This is a genomic window from Roseobacter sp. SK209-2-6 (assembly GCF_000169455.1).
Classification (GTDB): domain Bacteria; phylum Pseudomonadota; class Alphaproteobacteria; order Rhodobacterales; family Rhodobacteraceae; genus Pseudophaeobacter.
The window spans coordinates 499,069-520,651 of the sequence record NZ_AAYC01000001.1 but is presented as its reverse complement, the minus strand read 5'-3'; the positions used below and the strand labels follow the sequence as shown (position 1 = coordinate 520,651).

The following is a 21,583-nucleotide window of genomic DNA, read 5'->3' as shown; positions in this document are numbered from 1 at the left end:
CGGGGGCTGTCAGAGCATAGCTGGCACCACCTGGTCCGGTGGCCGATGCCCATCCTCGAAGGTCTTGATATTCAATAGGACTTTCTCGCCCATCTCAATCCGCCCCTCGAGGGTCGCAGACCCCATATGAGGTAGCAGTACCACATTGGGAAGCTCGCGCAACCTGGGATTGATATCGGTTCCATGCTCATAAACATCAAGGCCAGCACCGGCGATCTCACCGGCGCGCAGCATCCGTGTCAGGGCATGTTCGTCAATCACCTCGCCGCGCGATGTATTCACAATCACCGCATTGGGTTTCAGCAGCTTCAGGCGACGCGCGTTCAAAAGATGGAAGGTCGAAGGCGTCGAGGGGCAATTGACCGAGATGACATCCATACGCGCCACCATCTGATCGAGGCTCTCCCAATAGGTGGCCTCCAGCGCGGTCTCAACCTCGCTGCGCAGGCGGCGGCGGTTGTGATAATGCACCTGCATGCCAAAGGCACTTGCCCGGCGCGCGACGGCCTGGCCAATCTGCCCCATGCCCAGAATGCCCAGGCGTCGCCCGGCCAGCCGCCCGCCCAGCATCGCCGTAGGGGCCCAGCCCTGCCAGTCACCCTTTTGCATCACGGACAGACCTTCGGGAATGCGCCGTACCACGGCCATGATCAGCGCCATGGCCATATCGGCAGTATCATCTGTCAACACACCCGGGGTGTTGGAGACCAGGATGCCACGCTGGCGGGCAGTGGCCACGTCGATATTATCAACCCCAGCGCCATAGTTGGCGATCAGACGGAGCCGCTCTCCGGCTTGGCCCAATAGGCCTGCATCAATGGTATCGGTGACGGTCGGAACCAGCACATCCGCATCCTGCATCGCGGCGACAAGCTCCTGGCGGGACATTGGCGTATCATCACCGCGCAACTTGACATCAAACAACTCGCAAAGCCGTGTTTCAACAGGCTCTGGCAACCGTCGCGTAACAACAACACTCAGACGTTCTCTTGCCACTTTTGCTCTCCCCTGGCTTTTCAATTCGCATGCCTTGGTGGCATGGTGGCGCAGGACGGGACTGGGCACAAGAACCCAACCGCCACAACCGAGGCAAGCAGAACAAATTTCTTCTGAAACTCCCCAAAGAGGCATTCAGAGAGGCGCGCTGCAGGATCTTGGAAAAACAAGGCCGACAGGCGAAGCACGAGCAAGGTAAAACAGGCTGTGATCAAACAACCCACCGGATGGCGGCGGATTGCCGCGGTGCTTTCTTTGGCGATCTTTGTTGTCGCCCCAATCTCCGAAGCCTGGGCCAAGGGAAAGCGCGGTCCGGTCACCAATCTGCCCCTGCCCCGCTATGTTTCAATGAAAGCCTCGGAAGGCAATGTACGGCGCGGCCCTTCGCTGACCCATCGGATCGATTGGGTATTTAAGCGCCGAGGCATGCCACTGGAAATCACAGCAGAATATGGGCACTGGCGTCGCGTCCGTGACCAGGATGGCGCAGGCGGCTGGGTTCACTATGCGCTTTTGTCCGGCGTTCGCACCGTTCTGATCCAAGAAGACATGTTGACGGTACATGCGCATCCAAACCCTCAGGCTCCGATTACCGCTGCCTTTGAATACGGGGTTGTTGCGCGGCTGGGCGAATGCGCCGAGGCCTGGTGTGAAATCACCGCAGGCGGCTATAGCGGCTGGGCACCGAAATCAAAACTCTGGGGGGTCGCACCCGAAGAAGTCCGGGACTAACCTCCCTGAGCTTGGAACTTAGATGATTTGAACCACCATCCGCGCGACACGCCCCTGCCCGGTTTCCCCAGTGGCGCGCGCCAAGCAAGATTGCCCTTCCTATGAAATTTGGTCAGCCCACAGCGGATCTGGCCAGAGGGCACACCCAAGCGGGTGCCTCCGCCTCCGGCTTGCAGGGGAAACGGGGCAAAAACTGTTTGATGATCTGCGATCTCTGCTCAAAGACATGATCATCGGTAAAGGGGTCCCCATCCAGAGCGGCATTGCTGATCAGCCGTGCAAGCTCACCACGGTCCTGGTGAAGCGAGTTGATCCTCTGCGCCAGCGCTTCGGTATCCCCAGGCTTCACCAGGTGGCCGCCACCATGCGCGGCAATCAGATCGCAGGCATAGGCTCCTCCGTATCCAACAAGAGGTGTTGCACTTGTCAGAGCCTCGATCAGGCAGCGCGGTGACTCGGGTGTTTTGTGACAAAATAAGAAAATATGAGCGCGTTGGAGCTCTTCCAAAAGCTTGGCACGACAGGAGACGAAACCTGGAAGTCGCAGCCTATCGGCCAAGCCCGCCCGCTTTGCTCGGGCATCCATTTGCGGCAGGGCCGCCCCTTCCCCCAGCCAGGTCGCTTCAAACGGAACGCCCAGCACTTTGAGTTGTTCTAGCACCGCCAGCCAATCAAAGGGGCCTTTCATGGCATCTGCGCGCCCAGCATAGGCGATGCGTAGCGGCGAATCTTCCAGCTCCACAAGCTTCTGGGTCAGCGAATAGGTATTGATGTGATCGCGCGCTGATAGGTGGATATCATGCACCAGCTGCGGGTTCTTGCAGTAGGGGCGATAGGCATCAAAGGTCTCTGCCCCATGAAACAGCCCCAGATGAGCCCGGCGAATCACGGCCCGCTCGAGATGCGCCATCGGCCGATGATAGAGCCGCGCACGCAGGCGGCTGCGCCAGGTGCCGCCGTGACGCCCGTAGCGCATCACCTCGGATTCGACCCTGTCGGTCCAGACCGCAAAGGGGCGCCCCATGCGATGAGCGAGCAAAGAGGCCACAGAGCCCCAATCGCCAAACAAACCGCCAATCGCAAAGCTCAGATACTCTGACTGCGAAATCAGCTTTTTGATTCGTTTTTTCGCGGCAGGGAAGGCCCGCAAAAACTGGTCCGGCCGGTAGGCCATGGGCAAAGGCTCAATCCGAGCCCCTTCGAGATCTTTCAAATGTGCATGAATTGGCTCCCACCCCTCAGGCGGTGCGCCCTTGGCCAAAGGCATCATTGCAGTGACGGGTTTGAAATGCTCTGACCAGAGGCGAAGCCCGTTTATCGCTTGCTTCTCAATGTAGAACACACCCTCATGCAGATAGAGCGGCACCGGCGCATAAATAAGCAAAGAAGAGGCGTTATTGTTGGGCTTCATCAAATGTCACCTTGTTGCTGAGGCCTCAAATCTGGCCACAATTCAAGGTTAACTTTTGTTTACCAAGACCTGATAGCTAGGCAGAGGTAGCATTGCTGACGCATTCGCGTGGCGACCTATTCGAATGGGTAGAAAACTATGCGAAATCCCCCCAAACTCCCGCGCCGCGTCAATCTGCGCTTGCAAAATCCCAAGCAGGTGATTGCACCGAGGGCGCTCCTGCTCTAAACGGGGGCCAGAAAAGGATCGTCATGTGGGTCGTATTGTTATCCATTGGCTTCCTCTGCCCTGTTCCGGGGCACCGTGCCGTCAGGCTAAGTCAAAAAAGCTTCCGTTATCGCTGAAAGGTTGTGGAAAATGGCAGAAAAATCAAACCCCGACATATTGTATACCATTGTAGACGAAGCGCCCGAGCTGGCATCGGCCTCATTCCTGCCGATCATTCGCAAGTTCGTTTCCGCCGCAGAAATCACTGTTGGCACCCCTGATATTTCATTGGCAGGGCGCATCATCGCGACCTTCCCCGAAAACCTGACCGAAGAGCAGCGTCAATCCGATGATCTGGCCGCATTGGGCGAGCTGGTGAAGACACCCGGAGCCAATGTCATCAAGCTGCCGAATATCTCTGCTTCGGTGCCACAACTGGTGGCCGCAATCGAAGAACTGCAGAGCCAGGGCTACAACCTGCCCAACTACCCGGAAGAGCCTTCCTCGGATGAGGAAAAGGCCATCCGTGCCCGCTATGACGCCATCAAGGGCTCTGCGGTGAACCCGGTCCTGCGCGAAGGCAACTCTGATCGTCGCGCCGCCAAGGCGGTCAAGAACTATGCCCAGGCCAATCCCCACTCCATGGGTGACTGGGCTTCCGACAGCAAAACCAAAGTCTCCTCCATGCCTGGCAATGATTTCTACGCAAATGAGAAATCCGCCACCATCAGTGCCGCACAGGCCGGTGATGCGAAGATCGAGTTTGTTGGCAAAGACGGTTCCACTACCGTTCTGAAAGATAGCTACCCGCTGGACGAAGGCACCGTTGCGGATGCGACCTTTATGTCCGCCAAGGCACTTGCGTCCTTCCTGGCAGGCGCTATCGAGGACACCAAGTCGGACGGCACCATGTTCTCGCTGCACATGAAGGCCACCATGATGAAGGTCTCTGACCCGATCATCTTCGGCCATGCGGTCAAGGCCTGGCTGGCACCTGTGTTCGAAAAATTCGGCGCCGAGATGGACGCCCTGGGTGTGAACCCGAACTCCGGCATGGGTGACCTCTTGGACCGCGTTGCAGGCAATGCAGACATCATGGCTGCGATTGAGGCTGTTACAGCCGAACGCCCCGCCATGTATATGGTCGACAGTGACAAAGGCATCACCAACCTGCATGTGCCCTCCGACGTGATCATCGACGCCTCCATGCCTGCGGTGATCCGCGCTGGCGGCAAAGGCTGGGATGCGGCTGGCAACAAGGGTGACACCAACTGCGTGATCCCTGATCGCTGCTATGCCACCGTCTATGATGAGACCATCAATTTCTTCAAAGCCAATGGTGCGCTGGACGTGACCACCGCCGGTGCCGTAGCCAACGTCGGCCTGATGGCGCAAAAGGCCGAAGAATACGGTTCTCATCCAACCACTTTCGAAGCCCCCGCGGATGGCAGCATCCGTATCGTGCTGGCCAATGGTGAGACCCTGCATTCCCATGAGGTTGAAGCGGGCGATATCTGGCGCTCCTGCACCGTGAAGAAGGCACCGATCGAGAACTGGATCGAACTGGCCCGTGATCGCCAGCGCCTGACCGGATCCGAAGCGATCTTCTGGCTGGACGCAGGTCGTGCCCATGACGCCGAGCTGATCAAATATGTGACCCCTGCGCTGGAAGCGGCAGGCGTTGCGGAGAACTTCCAGATCCTGGCCCCGCGCGAAGCGACCCGCCAATCGCTGGAAACCATCACCGCCGGCAAGGACAGCATCGCCATCACCGGCAACGTGCTGCGCGACTATCTGACCGACCTCTTCCCGATCCTGGAGCTTGGCACCTCGGCCAAGATGCTCTCCATCGTGAAGCTGATGCAGGGCGGCGGGTTGTTTGAAACCGGTGCCGGTGGTTCTGCGCCAAAACACGTGCAGCAGCTGGTCGAAGAAAACCACCTGCGCTGGGACTCCATGGGCGAATTCTGCGCCCTGGGTGAGAGCTTGAACTTCCTCGCCGACAGCCAGGGCAATGCCAAGGCAGGGGTTCTGGGTGTCGCGGCTGAGGCCGCGACCCAGGGCATTCTGGACCACAACCGCTCCCCTAGCCGCAAAGTTGGCCAGCCAGATAACCGCGACAGCCATTACTGGTTTGCGCGCTACTGGGCAGAAGCCCTCGCCACTCAGGGCGAAGATGCTGCTCTTGCTGCAGAATTTGCCCCTCTTGCTCAGGCGCTGGCCGAAGGTGAAGAGGCCATCCTCGCAGAGCTGGCCGCAGCACAAGGACCAGCGGCAGAGATCGGTGGCTACTACCGCCCCAGTGTTGAGTTGAAAGCCAAGGTTATGCGTCCCTCCGCAACCTTGAACGCAATCATCGACTGATCTCAGGCAGATACGAATTAGAAATGCCCGGAGTATTCTCCGGGTATTTTCTTTTGCGCTTCTCAACCGGCAGGCTTGACGTTCTGCAGAGCAGCCCGGAAGTTGTCAGAAGCACTATGATCGTACAGCAAGGAACCTCTCTTACCTCATGCAAAAACGGGGCAGCTTTCGAAAGCTCAACCATCTGCGCCAGCTAGAGAGTCGCTTGCGGCCCTTGATCCTGCATGCAGAAGAGGCTTGGTTCCGCCATATTCTGGAAGGTCACTGCGATTTCTTTGAAAAAATCGGGGCTGCAGCGCAGTCGCAGGGGTACAAACCGCTGCTCATCCATGCGGAGAACCTACTCTCCTTCGAACTGCTGGACAGCAACCATCGGCAAATCGTCATTGGCCCCAAGCGACCAAAGGGGGCCCATATTTTTCATGCGCAGCCCAGCTATCTAAAGGGGTTCTGGTATTTGGATCCGCAGGGGTACTACTGGAATTCCAGCTTGGTCGATCAGGAATTTGACCCGCAGTGGGTGGACAGCAATGCAGCAGTGGGCTTTTTTAGCGAGCTGCGTGATCACGTCCTGCGGCACAATATCTCCAAACGCGCGCAAGACAGGCAGATACCTGGTGGGCTTGCACCAGCGGATGTAGCCATATTTGTTCAGGACATCGAAAAATACCGCCAGTCGGTGCATTATCTGAACACTGCTGAGATGATCACCTCTGCCTGCGCTTCTGTGACCGGCAGGGTCTATATAAAACCGCATCCGCTGCAGGACGCTCAGGCCCTATGCCAGCTGCAAGCCCTTTGCGAAAAACTCGGAAATGCAGAGCTGAGCACTGCCAGTGTGCATGACTTGATCGCCGCCTCAGCGGTGGTGTTGTCACAAAACTCCGCTGTCGGCTTTGAGGCACTTTTGCAGCGCAAGCCCGTCCTGACCTGCGCCAAAGCCGACTACCACCACGCCACTCTGGTCTGCCACACCAGCAAAGAGCTGCAAGAGAACCTGCACCGGGCGGCGGAGGTTCTCACGGATTTTCCATTCGAACGCTATGTCTACTGGTTCATGGGCCAACAGATGCTGGAGCCGCAGAGGTCTGATTTTCCTGCACGCGCCTGGGCCCGCCTTCTCAAAACCGCATAGCGCCTGAGAAGCGAGAAAAAGCAAAGAGCGACGAGACTGCAGGTTTCGCCGCTCCGCCTGGTTTGAACATTTTTAGAACTCCTGCCAGAGATCTTCTGCAGTATTTCCTGCCTGCGCGGATCGCTGAGCTGCTGGTGTCGGCTCTGCCTCATCCTGGTCCCAATCCTCGCCCCCATGAGCAGAGGGGGCCACAGGCTGCACAGGAGGCGTCTGCTTGCTGGCAAAACCACCCTGATGTGAATGCGTTCCCAATTTGAAGCCCGCGACCAGATCCACCAGCTTTGCCGCATCATTGTTCAGCATATGACCGGAGGCTTTGGCCTCTTCCACCATGGCGGCATTTTGCTGGGTCACCTGATCCAGCTGGGTCACACCGGTGTTGATTTCACCCAGGCCGGTGGATTGCTCCACCGCGCCCTCGGCGATGCCCGTGATCAGCTTGGAGATATGACTGACGCGTTCCACGATATTGTGCAGCGCATCGCCCGCCTTGCCAACCAGATCCACGCCACGCTCCACCTGTTTGGAGCTGTCGCCGATCAGGGTCTTGATCTCCATCGCCGCATCAGAGGAGCGCTGCGCCAGGGCACGCACCTCAGAGGCCACAACCGCAAAGCCCTTGCCCGCTTCACCAGCCCGTGCGGCTTCGACCCCGGCGTTCAGGGCCAAGAGGTTGGTCTGGAAGGCGATGTCGTCAATCACCGAGATGATTTGCGCAATGCTGGAGGAGCTCTGCTCGATCTCGGTCATTGCCGTAACCGCGCTCTGGACAACCTCACCGCTGTTTTCAGCTTCCTGACGCGCCTCTTCCATGGTGTTTTCCACCCGGCGGGCACCATCTGCAGCGGATTTGACCGATGCGGTCAACTCATCCAAGGCGGCGGCCGTTTCTTCCAGCGTTGCAGCTTGGCTTTCCGTCCGGTGAGACAGATCCTCTGAAGCTTGGCTGATTTCAGACGCACCTTTGCGAATGCTACCCGTGGTTTCCACCACTTTGGAGATCGTTGCCCCAAGCTGATCTACGGTCTTGTTGAAGTCACAGCGAAGTTGGCTGTATTCCTCTGGAAAGTTTGAACCAATCTTGTTGGTCAAATCGCCACCGGACAGGGCTGACAAACGTCTGCTCAGAACCTCGACCACCTCAGCCTGGGTCCGCTCCCGCTCACGCTGTTCCTGCTCCATACCCTTCTGCCGGTGCAGAGATTGGCGGAATTTCTCGATTTTTCCAGCGATCTCACCGACTTCGCCCTTGTTGTCGGTCGCAGGGATCGCATCTTCGGTGTTGCCCTCGGTCATGCTTTGCATGCGCGCTTTCAAGGCGCCGATCGGGCCGGTCACACTTTTTGTAATCACCCCAGCGCCAACTGCTAGGATGGCAAGGCTGACAAGAAGGGCAACCCCGGCTGTGAGGCGCATCGTGGAGAGCTCTTCATCAATATCTGCGACATAGGCACCGGTGCCAACAACCCATCCCCAGGGTTCATATAGCTGCACATAGCCCATTTTGGCTTCAGCCACATCTGAATCAGGTTTGCTAAAATGATAGATCAGCGGCCCCGCACCCTGGTTTTCCGCCACAGCCAGAAGTTCGGGAAAGATCCGCACGCCGTTCAGATCCTCAATCTGCGTCTGGGTGGTGCCCACCCAATTGGGCCGCGTCGGGTGCGCCCGAATGACAAGATCCAGATCAAAGGCATAGAAATAGCCTGCCTCTCCAAATCGCAATGCTGTCAACCTGTCGCGCCCCAATTCCCGGGCTTCCGCCTCGTCCAGGGTTCCGGCCTGCACCTGGGCCTCAAGGCCGGAGAGCTGGCTGAGAGCCAGATCGGTCAACTGGTGCAGCTCCTGCTCCCGCATGTCATAGGCGTTTTGAACCGCCCTACTGAGGATGAAAAATGTCAGCAGCGCCGCCAAAGCAATCGCTATCCCAGCCAGTAGATAGATACGAGCCGACAGCCGGTAGATTATATTTGGCATTCTGGAATATTCCCTATTTAGCGCGCGCTATGCGATCCTAGGTGAGAGGGCCTAAAATTTTGTTATTTCGACAATTCCAACCCACATCAGGCAAGAAAGCTGAGTCGAACCCCCTAGTTAATAAAAACAAGATAGTAGGCCGCAAATACAACCATTTGAAAAATCAAAAATCTCAACACAACTCAAAACAAGACCCCAACAGTTTCGAGGGGCTCCAGAAAGCTTGATTCAACTTTCCCTAAAAAAGTTCATAACATCATGGGCAAAAGATCCGCAGCCGTGGAAATGCCGAGGATAAAACCCTATCTAAGATTTACTGCGGAAGGCGTTGCCTGGTTCTCGCAGCAGGTTTTGGGACCTTCTGGCAGGTTGGCATCGCTCTTTTGATGCCCGTTCATCGAAACCTTCGCGGCAAGGTACTCTTCGATTTTCTGCAGGACCACAGCCTTGCGTACAGGTTTGGACAGGAAATCAGTCATCCCGCTTTGCAGGCATTTTTCACGGTCTTTCGGCGTTGCATTGGCGGTGAGGGCAAGAATTGGAACCGGCGGTTGTTGCGCAAGGGTCTCACCTTCGCGGATCCTGCGGGTGGCCTCATAGCCATTCATCTCAGGCATAGAGACATCCATCAGGACCAAATCAGGTGGTGACTGGGCAAAACTCTCAACAGCCGCTTGTCCATTGGCGCAGATTTCAACCTCGGCGCCGTGTTTCTCGATCATTTTTCGGATCACCAATTGGTTGGTACGGTTGTCCTCTGCCACCAAAATCCGCACACCATTTAGATCATAATCGTCCAGGCTCTTCCGTTCGTTGCAAACCGAGCCCTCCGCCGACGGGGTCGCAAAGATCCCAAGCAAAACCTGCTTCAAGCGTGCTGCCCGCATCGGCTTTAACAATGAGGCCGCAAATCCCAGCCCCTTGGTTTTTCCCGAATCCAGACCAGCGTCCACTGAAGAGAGAAGCACAACCGGCATTTTTTGTGCGCTGGGATGCTCTCGGAACCTCTCCAGCAGCATATTGCCATCCATTCCCGGCATTTGGAAATCCAGAATGGCTAGATCAAACGGCTCTTCTTTTTCAAGGCACTCCAGAGCGTGTGGCCCGTTTTCTGCAAGCACAACCTGCGCCTGCCAAGAGGTCAAGGTTTTCTGCAAGATCAAACGATTGACCTCAAGATCATCAACCACCAAAACCCTGATGCCTTGTGGAAGCTCCTGCTCTAAAGACACCCTTGGCTCTTCCACTGGCTCGCAAGATTCCAGGGGCAAGGCAAAGGTGAACTCCGATCCCTCACCCAATTTTGAGGTCACTCCCAGCGTGCCTCCCATCAACTCAATCAGTTTCTTGGAAATAGCGAGCCCCAACCCCGCCCCGTCGTAGCGGCGGGTTGTTTCAGAATTCACCTGCTCAAACACATCGAAGATGGTGTCTACCTTTGAGGCCGGAATGCCTATTCCAGTGTCCTGGACCAGAAATCTCATCAGATCGCTTTCGGTATTCACCTCCAATTTGATCAGGACAAAACCGGTTTCCGTGAACTTGATCGCATTTCCAACCAGGTTAATAAGAACCTGCCGCAACCGTCCCTGGTCGCCAAGGCACCAACAGGGTTGATCGTCTGGAATGTCCAAACAGATTTCAATGCTCTTCTCACTCGCGTTGGGCGCCAGCAAAGTCGCTGTACTATAAAGACATTCAACGAGGTCAAAGGGCGCTTTGTTCACCGTCATTTTCCCAGCGTCTGCCTTTGAGAAGTCAAGGACATCATTCACCAGGGATAAAAGAGCATTCGAAGATTCAACAACAGTCTTGGTACACATCCGCTGCTCTTCGTTCAGGTCCGTTTCCTCCAAGAGTTCAGCCATACCAATGACCCCATTCATCGGGGTGCGAATTTCGTGGCTCATATTGGCGAGGAAGGCGGTCTTTGCTTCAGCAGCCGCTTCCGCCTGTTGCCGCGCCTCTTCGAGTTCGAGTTCACGTTCCTTCAACTCAGTAATATCGGTACGCAATCCAACCACATTTCCTGCAGATGTCTTTTTGTCCCGCTGCCGGATCCAGCGGCCATCATGGGTCTGAAAAACTTTTGTCAGCCCAAATTCACTGTGCCGTTTTTCCATTAGTCCGCGAACAAAATCCTCCTCTTTCCCTTCTATCCCGGGAACAATGCCAGAGCGCGCAAGCTTTTCAATCTGCTCCTCATAGGTCAGACCTTCGCTGAGAATGGATTGGGAGGAGCCGAACTGGTTTCGAAATGCATCATTGCAAATATACATCCGGTCGGCTTCATCATAGAGAACAAAGCCATCATCGATCGCAGCAATGGCGTCTTCGAACATGATGCGCAGGCGTTCAAGCTCATACAGGGCCGATCGTCTTTCTCGCGCGGCATGAAAGCGGCGATATAGCATGCCACCCGTTAGGCAGCCTGCTACAAACACCAGAAGAAAGGCAGCAAGCTGCCCCCCTCCACTTGCCTGTACAACCCAGACCGGCATTCAAAACTCCAAAACAGGATACGCGTTACTCGCGAAATATACCAAAAACTAATTTGTTTAGGTAAACACTTGCTTAGGAAATTTGCGAAACCTCACTGAAATCCCGCGTGAAACTGACGCAACGATTCCGTCTTTATCTGTTTCACTCTCTATGCTTCCCCTTTCTTGCACCGAAGCTGGGTCAGACACCTCGGTCCAAAGCACCCCAAGTTTCCACAAAAACACCTCACCGATGCAAGAGTGCCCTTCCACGCTTTTTTGATAGAGGTGTGATTGGTATCAGACGGCCATTTTGCCTAGCCTGTGAGCAATCGTTGCTTGGAGGCGAGCTTCAAAAGAAAGCCCCTCAATGCTTGTTGAGGCAAAGGGCCGGCGGCGAGATGAGGCAATTGTACAAAGGGGCCCGCTATGGCTTCAGTCTTCTGTTTTCCTTCGCGTCGCATTCTCCTACTACCGCTGCTGATCTTCTCTGTCTGCCTATCTGGACCAACGGCCGCGCAGGAGCGACCGCCACTGCCCAACTATGTGATCAAGGAATTCGGGCAGCCGCCCAAGATCTCAGGCGGCCCCCTATCTCCAGGGCTGAGCAAGGCGGTAAACACTGCCTTTGTTGAGAGTATCGCGCAGCAGACCTGGGGGCTGGAGCAAACTCGGGCGCTGGAGACCATCGCTGCATCAGGTGACCCGCGCCTTGCCTGGCTCATCGCCGACATGCTGCGCTTTATCTCGGCGCGCAGTATCAACAAGGATCTGACGGAGACCGCCTCTGACCTACTTGGGAAACGGCTGTCCAAACGCAACAGCTGGGGCGCGCTTACCGATCACCTCATCGCCTGGGATATCCCAGAACCTCCTGACTATCTGGCCGTGAAGCGCGCGATCTTTACCGGTGTGGTTCCGGGGTGGGATCGGATTTTTGCGCCCGGCAGTATCGATTGGCGACGGGTCTCCTGGGGCGGTGTTCTGATCGATGACCGACCTTTTGGCCAGACTGATGAGGCCTGCAACTGCATTCCCGCCGCAGACAACCCGAAGGTCAGCAGCGCGACAGAGGCAACATGGCTAAAGGACAGCGACATTGTCTTTGGGGTTGAGGTCAACGGCGCCTATCGCGCCTACCCCCGACGCATCATGGAAGTGCGCGAAATGGTGAATGATACCCTTGGCGGTCGGGACCTGGGTATTCCCTATTGCACACTCTGCGGCTCGGCCCAGGCCTATTTCACCGATCAATTGCCCGCAGGGGTGAAACGTCCGGTGCTGCGCACCTCTGGTCTGCTGATCCGATCCAACAAGATCATGTATGACGTCAATACCTATTCAGTGTTTGACACTTTCCTCGGCAAGGCGGTCACCGGCCCGCTTGCAAAGCGCGGCCTCACGCTCAAACAGGCCTCGGTTGTGACCACCGACTGGGGCACCTGGAAACGGGCACATCCCGAAACCACCGTGCTGGCTGAAGAGTTGGCGCTTGGCCGGGATTTTGATTTTCGCAATGGTCGGGATGCGGAGGGGCCGATCTTTCCAATAGGAGACGTCGATCCGCGCCTCCCCGTCCATGAGGATATTATCGGCATCGTCACAGCCTCAGGCAAACCCGTTGCCTTCCAGCGCAGCACTGCGATTGCAGCTCTGAAACAGGGGCAGCGCATTTCTTATGAGAATGTTCACCTAAAGCTGGAGGCTGGCGGCGTGAAGGCGGTGGATGGCAAAGGGGCTGATCTCGGCAGTCATCAAGCCTTCTGGTTTGCCTGGTCGCAGTTCCACCCTGGGACAGCGCTCTGGCGCAACTGAGGCAGGTCGTCAATCAACCCACCAACCCGCAATCCTCGGGCGCATTGATTGTGATGGGTTTGTGGTCTGCCTTGGCGATGAAACCAACCAACTGCGGTTCGCAAAATACTCAAAAGCATTCGCGTCTCGACAAAATCTAGAGTGTAGTGAATTCACCGGAGTGTAAAATGGTGCGGTCGAGAAGACTCGAACTTCCACGGGAGTTACCCCACAGCGACCTCAACGCTGCGCGTCTACCAATTCCGCCACGACCGCACTGTCTAGGCTTGGTGAGGGGGTATTAGACGAGCCACTAAGGGATGTGAAGAGGCAAAATGCGTTTCTTCTGACTATTTTCCAGTCCCTATCGGCGCAGATGCACGCCCGCTGTAGCCCTATGGCAAATCTGGCCAGCAGACGAAAGACAGCCAGGGTATCCTGACTGTCTTTGCGGGTGTTTCTCTTGCCGGTCAGGCTTCCCCTAGCGCAGTCAATGCCCCAAAGGAAAGCACCCTGCGCAGCTAGTTCTGACTAAGGATCAGTTCCCCCGACATTTGGTCGTAATAAGAGGGGAACTGGTCATGATTGACGGTCGAAGCCAGCTTCTGCACGTCGCGCCGTACCAGTTTGGCCAGTTCGTGCAGGGACATGCCCGGCTCATTCAGCCGCTGCAGCAATGCTCGTGTAAAGACGGAGTTCGGGTTGGCGTCCTGATCCGAAAGCCGGTCCAAAGCGGTCTGACCCGCCCCAGCGGAATAGAGGATGAATGCGCCCTTTGGTGGCTCCATGCGCACCAGACCACGGCTGCCGCCGACAGATCTTTGTCCATCCCTTGGGAAAGGATTGTTACGACAAGCATCCAGAATCATCACGGTTGAACGCGCGCCACGGCGCTGGAAAGTGTTGAGGATGCGATCCGCGGCAATGCTCTCACCGGTCAGATAGGTCTCATCGCCAAAATTCACCATCGGCACATCGGCAGGCAGCAGATAGTTGCGCCCATCCACCTCGACGCCGTGACCGGCAAAGTAAAAGAGCACCTCATCGCCCGGTTCGATCTGGTTGGAGAAGGTGGAGACCGCCCCATTGATGTCCCGACGCCCCACATCATAGAGGGTGGTTACATCAAAACCGAGGCCAACCAGGGTTGTGCTGATGGCCTGTGCGTCATTGCGGGCCTTCTGCAGCGCATCGAGGTTTTGATACCCATCAACGCCAATCACCAAAGCTCTACGTCGCAGGGGCGGCGCAATAGCCGGATCCTGCTGCAGGGCCGCTTGGCTCACCGCTGCGCCCCCGGCCTGCAGCGCAAGATTTTGTTGCTGCTGCCCCTGGACCGAAGCCATCACCTGCCCCTGCAGCACTTGCTGTTGCTGATAGGCTTGCCCCTGCTGTGGCACCTGTCCCTGTTGATAGACCTGCCCTTGTTGTGGGACCTGGGGCACCTGCCCCTGCTGATAGACCTGACCTTGCGGCTGGTAGACCTGTCCCTGTTGCTGATACTGGCCCTGCACTTGACCCTGCACCTGGCCACCATAGACCTGCACGTTTTGTGCGGCCCCATAGGTTGTCACAACGCCACCCTGATGCTGCACACCGGGCTGTGGCACGACCTGACTATATTGCTGTGGCGCGCCATAGGCATTGGTGCCCGCCTGAGCACCCTGGTTGTTCACCATCGTTGTCGCCGGAAGCTGGTTATAACCCTGTTGCTGCTGTTGCAGCGCCATGCGCTCTTGCAGATAGATACGCAGCAACCCCTTGGGCCCATCTGGGTGAGACATCGCTTGCTGAGTGGCGAGATAGCCGCTGGCCAGGGCACGCTGGTGCGAGCTGAACAAGAGCTCTCGTTCAAATTCATTCAGCTGTCCGGTAACCGGATAGCCGAGATAGGCCTGATATTGCGAGATCGCGTTGCGAGATTTGCGCCCCAGCTGGCCGTCGACAGTTCCAGCGTTGAAGCCAAAATAGTTGAGCCCGCCCTGGATCGCCTTGCCTTCCTGGGTTGAAGGCAGACGGCTGCGGCGGCGTGTTGTTGTTTGTCGCTTACGGTTGTTTCCCTTGGTGATTGCACCACCGATGATGCCACCGATGATGGCGCCTGCGGCAAAGTCTCCGACATCAGCAGCGGCGGGTCGTGAAAGCGCCAGTGATGCCATAATTGCGATCGTGAGCAGCGGCTTTAGTTTCCCCATAATGTACAACCTCCAAATACAAGCGAACAGAACAGCTTGCATTGAGCCTAGAGGCGAAATAGGCCCATAGAAAGGCGGGAATCCGTTACTCAACCGGAAATTCGCACCTCTGGCTTGGAAAATGGATAGAAGTTTAATGGTTGAATGGATCACTTCGGACAGTCTGGTCGACTATGATGAGGCGGTGCGTTTCATGGAGGAGCGCGCCTCTGCCATCGCTGCGGGCACGGCCGAAGAATGCGTTTGGCTGCTCGAACATCCGCCACTTTACACCGCCGGGACCAGCGCCAAGATCGAAGATCTGACCGACCCTGAGCGGTTCCCGGTTTATGCCACAAAACGCGGCGGGCAATATACCTATCACGGGCCGGGACAACGGGTTGTCTATGTCATGCTGGATGTCGGCAAACGCGGCCGCGATGTGCGCCGCTTTGTCAATGAGCTGGAAACCTGGGTGATCAAGGCCCTGGCAGAGTTCAACCTGACGGGACATATCAGAGACGGCCGCGTCGGGGTCTGGATTGAACGCCCGGACAAACCGCTTCGCGCTGATGGAAGCCTTTGCGAGGACAAGATTGCTGCAATCGGCATTCGCCTGCGCAAATGGGTCAGCTTTCACGGGATCTCTCTCAACGTTGAGCCGGATCTGGAGCATTTCACCGGCATTGTTCCCTGTGGCATCCAGGAGCACGGTGTGACCAGCCTGGTTGATATGGGCCTGCCAGTGAGTATGACCGATGCGGATTTGGCACTGCGACGCGCGTTTGCAGAAGTCTTCTCTGACCACCCCGCTGGCTGAAACGCCGGGTCGAGTTTGGACCAGCCTGATTGCCGTTAAGATCCTGGAGATCATGCGGCAGCTTGAGCTTGGCGACTTTACAAGGGTTTAGATACCAGCGCAGATGAGGCATCCGTAGGCGCATTGGGCGTTATGGATGTCGGAAAAGGTTTCTTTTGCGGCAGGGCAAGCTCTTCTAGAGCCGAAAGAACCAATTCTGGCGCCAGATAGAGCATCACCGCGCCCAATCCTTCACAAAACCGCATCTGTGCCCTCTCGCCCATTCGCGAAAAGAGGCCATCAAGCGCATCCATTGCTTCGCCCTCACCACAAAGGAAAATCGCCTGACTTATCGCCCCGCGCACTTCCGGGCGCCAATCTCGGGTTAGCAGCTTTAAGTCCACGGTCACCCCGCTGCCATCTTGCTGCATGGTGAGGCTATGGCTCTGGGTCAACACCCGATCCAGATCCAGCTGGTTCAGGCGGGGTAGGATCTGACTCCCACGGCTGATCTGTCGTCGCATCAGCGTTGCACCGCCGCGTCGCTGCACGGAGCGAGACCAGCTTTTTAACACAACAGGCATAAGCTTGGGAGCGAATTGCGCGGCCAGAGCAAGGCTGCGCTGATGTCCGCGCAGCATGCCATATAGCCGAAATTTGTGGAAAGCAGCCGCTGGAGCGACCCCAAGCACCCCCCCGATCCGATCGCGCAACTGCAGGGCCGCCGCGCGGATAAAGATCGCGCCGCTGCGATGCCCCATGAGTATTGGCCGTTGCAGATTTTCAGTCTCGATCAGTGCGTGCACCTGATCGATAAAAGCCTGCAGCTGCTCACCGTCCTTTGGCGCAGGAGAAGAGGCACCATAACCGCCACGCATTGGCGCGTAGACACGAAAACCCGCCCGCCTCAACTCGGGCTGCATACGCTGCAACCCTGCAAGCCCATCCATTATGCCATGCGCAAAAATGACAGGCTGTCCGGTGTCAGCCCCCAGACGAAAAACCTGCGTCACCCGCCCATCATGCTCCAGCAGGCTTTGCGGTGGCAGCCGCCGACCTTCAGCGATTTCCTGGTCCGTTTTGTATTCCCAGGTCAGAAAACTGACCAGACGCGCAAATTCCGCAAGTCCCGGTGCACCGGTTCGCGCGACAATGGCCAAAAGCTGTTCAAGCTGCCCCCCTCCCTCTTGAAGAGAGGTGCCATTGCAAAAGAAATCCTCAAGGCATTGCAGTTCGCCCCCTTCCAGCGAGAAGGTCTCCTGCAGGAACTTGGAGATGGTAGGCCCACTGGCAAAATCCAGCACCTCAACAACAACCGCGATTGGCATATCCCCAGCGCCAGTCATGATCGGGCGACACATGAGGAGGCGACCAGGATCTATTGTGCCCGCAGCCCGGATTTGTTGCCAACCTTCCGATTTTTGGCGCACCCGATACAGAAGATCTCGCCAGATCTGCATGCCCTGCGCAGAGACGCCCAGCGCGCCTAAAGCATCCTGCGCCAACCCCTGTTTAAGCTGGACGACGGGGCCAAAACTGCCGGAATGCCGCAACAGAGTCCCATCTGGAGCAAAAACCGCCCAACAGCCCTCTGCCGCCATCCCACCAATCGCCGGATTGCTGGAAGGCAATGACAAGAGTGTGGGTTGGCCCTGCTGGTTCCACTCTTGCTCCAGGATTTCAAGTGCGCGCGCAAAATGTGCCTGCAACTCAGGCGCCTCAAAAACGGGGTTCCACCCCCAGGGGGTCGCAGGCATTTCCTGCGTCCATTCTGCTATTTGCCTGCCTCCGAAACGGTCAAACAGTTCGGGGCGAAGGACCGTTTCGTAGATTGCCGCGACCACCTGTTCGCGGGAAGGCACAGAGCGCTGCCGTGCTTTCATCCCAGTTCCCTCTTTACCAACCAAGCGGACACAGGACATCCGCCTCCCCACAGATGCGGGCAGCCACAAATCTAATTTTTCGAAGGACAGCTTTCTGCTTCACTACCTACCGAAACCGGCAGGAACCTCCCCAAGAGCCTAGCACATTCTCCTGGCGAAGATGTTCAAGCCCATATCAATTTTAAGAAACTTATACGCAAAAAAAACTCAAATTCAACCACAACCGTTAGCGGTCAATCTCGAATGCTCTTTTTTCGGCATTTCGCACTGCGGGGCGGTACAATTTACGTCATCGCAAGAGAGGTGCGGATTTCTTCGGCATGGGCAGCGATTGCCTCCATATCTCCCATCTTTCCGGGTGCGCGCAGGCTGAGACCCTCATGACGGGGCAGCACATGAAAATGCAGATGGAAGACCTCCTGTCCGCCGGCGGCTTCATTGAACTGCTGGATGGTAACCCCGTCCGCGTCAAAAGCTTTGAGCACGGCCTGACCCAGCTTTTGAACGGTCAACATAACCGCGCTGAGTTGCTCCGGGCTGGCATCCAAAACATTGCGGCAAGGCGTTTTGGGGATCACCAGCAGATGGCCATCCGAACGGGGCATGATATCCATGAAAGCCAATGTCGCATCATCTTCATAGACCCGTATGGAGGGGATCTCCTCCCGCAGGATTTTCGCAAAGATGTTTTCAGGATCATAGGCCGTCATGATCATGTCTCCTTTTTTTCGGGTCGCGAGAGTTCTGACCGCTTGCGCCCACCAGGTCAAGCATGCAGCTGCTAGAGTTGCAGCGGCAACTCCAGATGTGTTCGATAGATACGATCCCGATGCGCCAAGAGCTTTGGAGCCAGCGCGGCCTCTATTGAGGGTGTGAGCGTTTCAAAAACTGATCGAGTCACCGGGTGCATAGCGCACTCCGCTTCCGGCAGCGGCGCAAAGAGCGCCATGAAGGCAGCTGCGTAGATATCCACCGCTGTGAATTGTCCGCTGATAAAGTAATCCCCCCCCTCAGGCAGCATTTCCGCAAACTCACTCAGCATTCGGCAGATTTCACCCTCAGCGGCCTCACCCGCTTCGGGGCTATAGCCGTATTTGTGACCCAGATACTGTGCAATCTTTGGATGGAACCCTGCCTCACCACTAAGACCCGCATGCACTTGCTGCAGTCGTCGCTGCCAGCCAAGGCCACCGGGCCCGGCCAAACGCATCACGGCCTTTTCTATGATTTCGCGATGCTCTTGCGGCACCAAACCAGGATCTGGCGCCAACCGCTCACAGAGGGTCAGGATCCCCAGGGCATCCGATACGGGCGCCTCGTCTTGCCAGAAGACTACGGGCGCGCTGACCTCACCGGCCCAGCTCCCCTGGTTTGGGTCGCGCTGATCCAGCCGCACCGCCTGCCACTCCAGTCCTTTGACGTGAAACATAGCCTTCATGGCCTCACCCCAGGGGCTGGGAATACCCCCCACGACAATAGCCCGCAGGCCTTCTGCGGCCTGTGCTTCCTCGGTAGTCACGTAGTGAAATGCCATTGTGCGTTCCTCCTCTGAGGTGACGATGCAAGAATGCCGCAGTGCGGCACAAGCAATTCGACGCAAAAAGGGCTGCAAACGCGGCGTCAAGCACTCAAAACAAGCCCCCGCGACAATTATTCTTGATCCAGATCAAACTCCGCCATTGAAGGCCCAAAGCCCACACTCTAAAACCGCGGGTGAGTCTGAGGCCGCCCGGAGTCTTTCCGCACGGCCCGAAGTTATGCAACAGGAGGCACCTAAATGGCAGACGCAGCCATTCATGGTCACGGCCACGAAGACGAGCGGGGCTTTTTCACCCGCTGGTTCATGAGCACGAACCATAAGGATATCGGCATTCTCTACCTGATCGTTTCGGCGATTGTTGGTTTCATCTCCGTCGCGTTCACCGTCTATATGCGGCTTGAACTGATGGATCCCGGCGTTCAGTACATGTGTATGGAAGGGGCGCGTTTCTTCGCTGACGCCTCTGCCGAATGTACTCCGAACGGTCACCTCTGGAACGTGCTGATCACCGCGCATGGCATCCTGATGATGTTCTTCGTGGTTATCCCGGCGCTGTTTGGCGGTTTTGGCAACTACTTCATGCCGCTGCAGATCGGTGCACCGGACATGGCCTTCCCGCGGATGAACAACCTCTCCTTCTGGCTCTATGTTGCAGGCACCTCCCTGGCCGTGGCTTCGGTTCTGGCACCTGGCGGCAACGATCAGGCCGGTTCAGGCGTGGGCTGGGTTCTCTACCCGCCGCTTTCCACTTCCGAGGGCGGCTTCTCGATGGATCTGGCGATCTTTGCGGTGCACGTCTCCGGCGCCTCCTCGATCCTGGGTGCGATCAACATGATCACCACATTCCTGAACATGCGTGCCCCCGGCATGACCCTGTTCAAGGTGCCGCTGTTTAGCTGGTCGATCTTTGTCACCTCCTGGCTGATCCTTCTGTCCCTGCCGGTTCTGGCGGGCGCGATCACCATGCTGCTGATGGACCGCAACTTTGGCTTCACCTTCTTTGATCCCGCAGGCGGCGGCGACCCGATCCTCTACCAGCACATCCTGTGGTTCTTTGGTCACCCCGAAGTTTACATCGTGATCCTGCCTGGCTTTGGTATCATCTCTCACGTCATCGCCACCTTCTCGCGCAAGCCCGTCTTTGGCTACCTGCCAATGGTTTGGGCGATCATCGCGATTGGTGTTCTGGGCTTTGTCGTTTGGGCACACCACATGTACACCGTTGGCATGTCGCTGAACCAACAGGCCTACTTCATGTTGGCCACCATGGTCATCGCGGTGCCCACCGGCGTTAAGGTCTTCTCCTGGATCGCAACCATGTGGCAGGGCTCGATCGAGTTCAAAGCACCGATGATGTTTGCCTTTGGCTTCCTGTTCCTGTTCACCGTTGGCGGTGTAACCGGCGTGGTTCTGTCCCAGGCCGCTGTGGACCGTGCCTATCACGACACCTACTATGTTGTGGCGCACTTCCACTACGTGATGAGCTTGGGCGCGGTCTTTGCGATCTTCTCCGGCATCTACTTCTACTTCGGCAAGATGACTGGCCGTCAGTACAACGAGCTGGGCGCACAGATTCACTTCTGGATGTTCTTCATCGGTGCCAACCTGACTTTCTTCCCCCAGCACTTCCTGGGCCGTCAGGGCATGCCACGTCGCTACATCGACTACCCAGAGGGTTTTGCTTACTGGAACAAGATCTCGTCCTATGGCGCGTTCATTTCCTTCGCTTCCTTCATCCTGTTCTTCGGCGTGGTGATCTATTCACTGCTGCGCGGCGCCCGCGTCACCCAGAACAACTACTGGAACGAATATGCGGATACCCTGGAGTGGACCCTGCCCTCTCCACCGCCAGAGCACACCTTTGAAATCCTGCCCAAGCAGGAAGACTGGGACAAGTCCCACTCTCACTAAGGGATGCTAAAGACTAAAAAGAAGGCCCCGGAGCAGATGCTTCGGGGCCTTTTTCTTGCGGCAAAACGCGCCAAGAGAAGCGCTTGAATTCCTGCATCAAAGGTTCATATTTTCCCTGAGATCTACTCGCTGTGGTCGCGCCGGATAGGCGCCGCAATCCTGTTTTTTGTTCAAGAAACC

General features: G+C 56.8%; 14 protein-coding genes and 1 tRNA gene. 6 read left to right on the top strand and 9 right to left on the bottom strand.

Features of this window, described 5'->3' with window-relative positions:
• Positions 1 to 9: 9 nt before the first annotated feature.
• Entirely contained in the window at positions 10 to 996 is a 987-nt protein-coding gene (locus RSK20926_RS02605) for a 2-hydroxyacid dehydrogenase (RefSeq protein WP_037253340.1), read from the bottom strand.
• A gap of 207 nt (positions 997 to 1,203) precedes the next feature.
• Here RSK20926_RS02605 and RSK20926_RS02595 point away from each other — a divergent pair, with 207 nt between their 5' ends.
• Entirely contained in the window at positions 1,204 to 1,728 is a 525-nt protein-coding gene (locus tag RSK20926_RS02595; protein WP_008204198.1) for an SH3 domain-containing protein, read from the top strand.
• 112 nt (positions 1,729 to 1,840) lie between these two features.
• Here RSK20926_RS02595 and RSK20926_RS02590 read toward each other — a convergent pair whose 3' ends face one another.
• Positions 1,841 to 3,139 carry a glycosyltransferase gene (locus RSK20926_RS02590; RefSeq protein WP_008204197.1) on the bottom strand — a complete coding sequence of 433 codons (1,299 nt, stop codon included), beginning with the start codon at positions 3,137 to 3,139 and terminating at the stop codon, positions 1,841 to 1,843.
• Between the two features lie 357 nt (positions 3,140 to 3,496).
• Between RSK20926_RS02590 and RSK20926_RS02585 the strand changes: the two genes are divergently transcribed.
• Both RSK20926_RS02585 and RSK20926_RS02580 read left to right on the top strand, forming a co-directional pair.
• Entirely contained in the window at positions 3,497 to 5,710 is a 2,214-nt protein-coding gene (locus tag RSK20926_RS02585; protein ID WP_008204196.1) for an NADP-dependent isocitrate dehydrogenase, read from the top strand.
• Between the two features lie 148 nt (positions 5,711 to 5,858).
• Positions 5,859 to 6,845 carry a capsular polysaccharide export protein, LipB/KpsS family gene (locus RSK20926_RS02580; RefSeq protein WP_008204195.1) on the top strand — a complete coding sequence of 329 codons (987 nt, stop codon included), beginning with the start codon at positions 5,859 to 5,861 and terminating at the stop codon, positions 6,843 to 6,845.
• A 72-nt stretch (positions 6,846 to 6,917) separates the two neighbouring features.
• On the opposite strand, the gene RSK20926_RS02575 is transcribed toward RSK20926_RS02580, so the two are convergent.
• Positions 6,918 to 8,822, bottom strand: a complete 1,905-nt coding sequence (locus tag RSK20926_RS02575) for a methyl-accepting chemotaxis protein (protein WP_008204194.1) — start codon at positions 8,820 to 8,822, stop codon at positions 6,918 to 6,920.
• Between the two features lie 302 nt (positions 8,823 to 9,124).
• Positions 9,125 to 11,323, bottom strand: coding sequence for a response regulator (locus tag RSK20926_RS02570; RefSeq protein WP_008204193.1), 2,199 nt, complete (start codon positions 11,321 to 11,323; stop codon positions 9,125 to 9,127).
• A gap of 408 nt (positions 11,324 to 11,731) precedes the next feature.
• Between RSK20926_RS02570 and RSK20926_RS02565 the strand changes: the two genes are divergently transcribed.
• Positions 11,732 to 13,117 (top strand): DUF3179 domain-containing (seleno)protein, encoded by a 1,386-nt coding sequence (locus RSK20926_RS02565; RefSeq protein WP_008204192.1) that lies wholly within the window; start codon positions 11,732 to 11,734, stop codon positions 13,115 to 13,117.
• Positions 13,118 to 13,285: 168 nt separating this feature from the next.
• Here RSK20926_RS02565 and RSK20926_RS02560 read toward each other — a convergent pair.
• Both RSK20926_RS02560 and RSK20926_RS21995 read right to left on the bottom strand, forming a co-directional pair.
• Positions 13,286 to 13,372: transfer RNA gene (locus tag RSK20926_RS02560), tRNA-Leu, on the bottom strand.
• A 245-nt stretch (positions 13,373 to 13,617) separates the two neighbouring features.
• On the bottom strand, positions 13,618 to 15,291 hold the full coding sequence (locus tag RSK20926_RS21995; protein WP_008204190.1) for a caspase family protein: 1,674 nt from the start codon (positions 15,289 to 15,291) through the stop codon (positions 13,618 to 13,620).
• A 136-nt stretch (positions 15,292 to 15,427) separates the two neighbouring features.
• On the opposite strand from RSK20926_RS21995, the gene lipB reads away from it, so the two are divergent.
• Positions 15,428 to 16,090, top strand: coding sequence for a lipoyl(octanoyl) transferase LipB (gene lipB / locus RSK20926_RS02550; protein ID WP_008204189.1), 663 nt, complete (start codon positions 15,428 to 15,430; stop codon positions 16,088 to 16,090).
• Between the two features lie 77 nt (positions 16,091 to 16,167).
• Here lipB and RSK20926_RS21990 read toward each other — a convergent pair whose 3' ends face one another.
• The 3 genes from RSK20926_RS21990 to RSK20926_RS02535 all read right to left on the bottom strand — a co-directional run bounded on the left by RSK20926_RS21990 (position 16,168) and on the right by RSK20926_RS02535 (position 19,486).
• On the bottom strand, positions 16,168 to 17,952 hold the full coding sequence (locus RSK20926_RS21990) for an alpha/beta fold hydrolase (RefSeq protein WP_157133017.1): 1,785 nt from the start codon (positions 17,950 to 17,952) through the stop codon (positions 16,168 to 16,170).
• 284 nt (positions 17,953 to 18,236) lie between these two features.
• Positions 18,237 to 18,662, bottom strand: a complete 426-nt coding sequence (locus RSK20926_RS02540; RefSeq protein WP_037253573.1) for an HIT family protein — start codon at positions 18,660 to 18,662, stop codon at positions 18,237 to 18,239.
• A 71-nt stretch (positions 18,663 to 18,733) separates the two neighbouring features.
• Positions 18,734 to 19,486 (bottom strand): hypothetical protein, encoded by a 753-nt coding sequence (locus RSK20926_RS02535; protein ID WP_037253336.1) that lies wholly within the window; start codon positions 19,484 to 19,486, stop codon positions 18,734 to 18,736.
• 243 nt (positions 19,487 to 19,729) lie between these two features.
• On the opposite strand from RSK20926_RS02535, the gene ctaD reads away from it, so the two are divergent.
• Positions 19,730 to 21,403, top strand: a complete 1,674-nt coding sequence (ctaD, locus tag RSK20926_RS02530; RefSeq protein WP_008204185.1) for a cytochrome c oxidase subunit I — start codon at positions 19,730 to 19,732, stop codon at positions 21,401 to 21,403.
• Positions 21,404 to 21,583 lie beyond the last annotated feature (180 nt).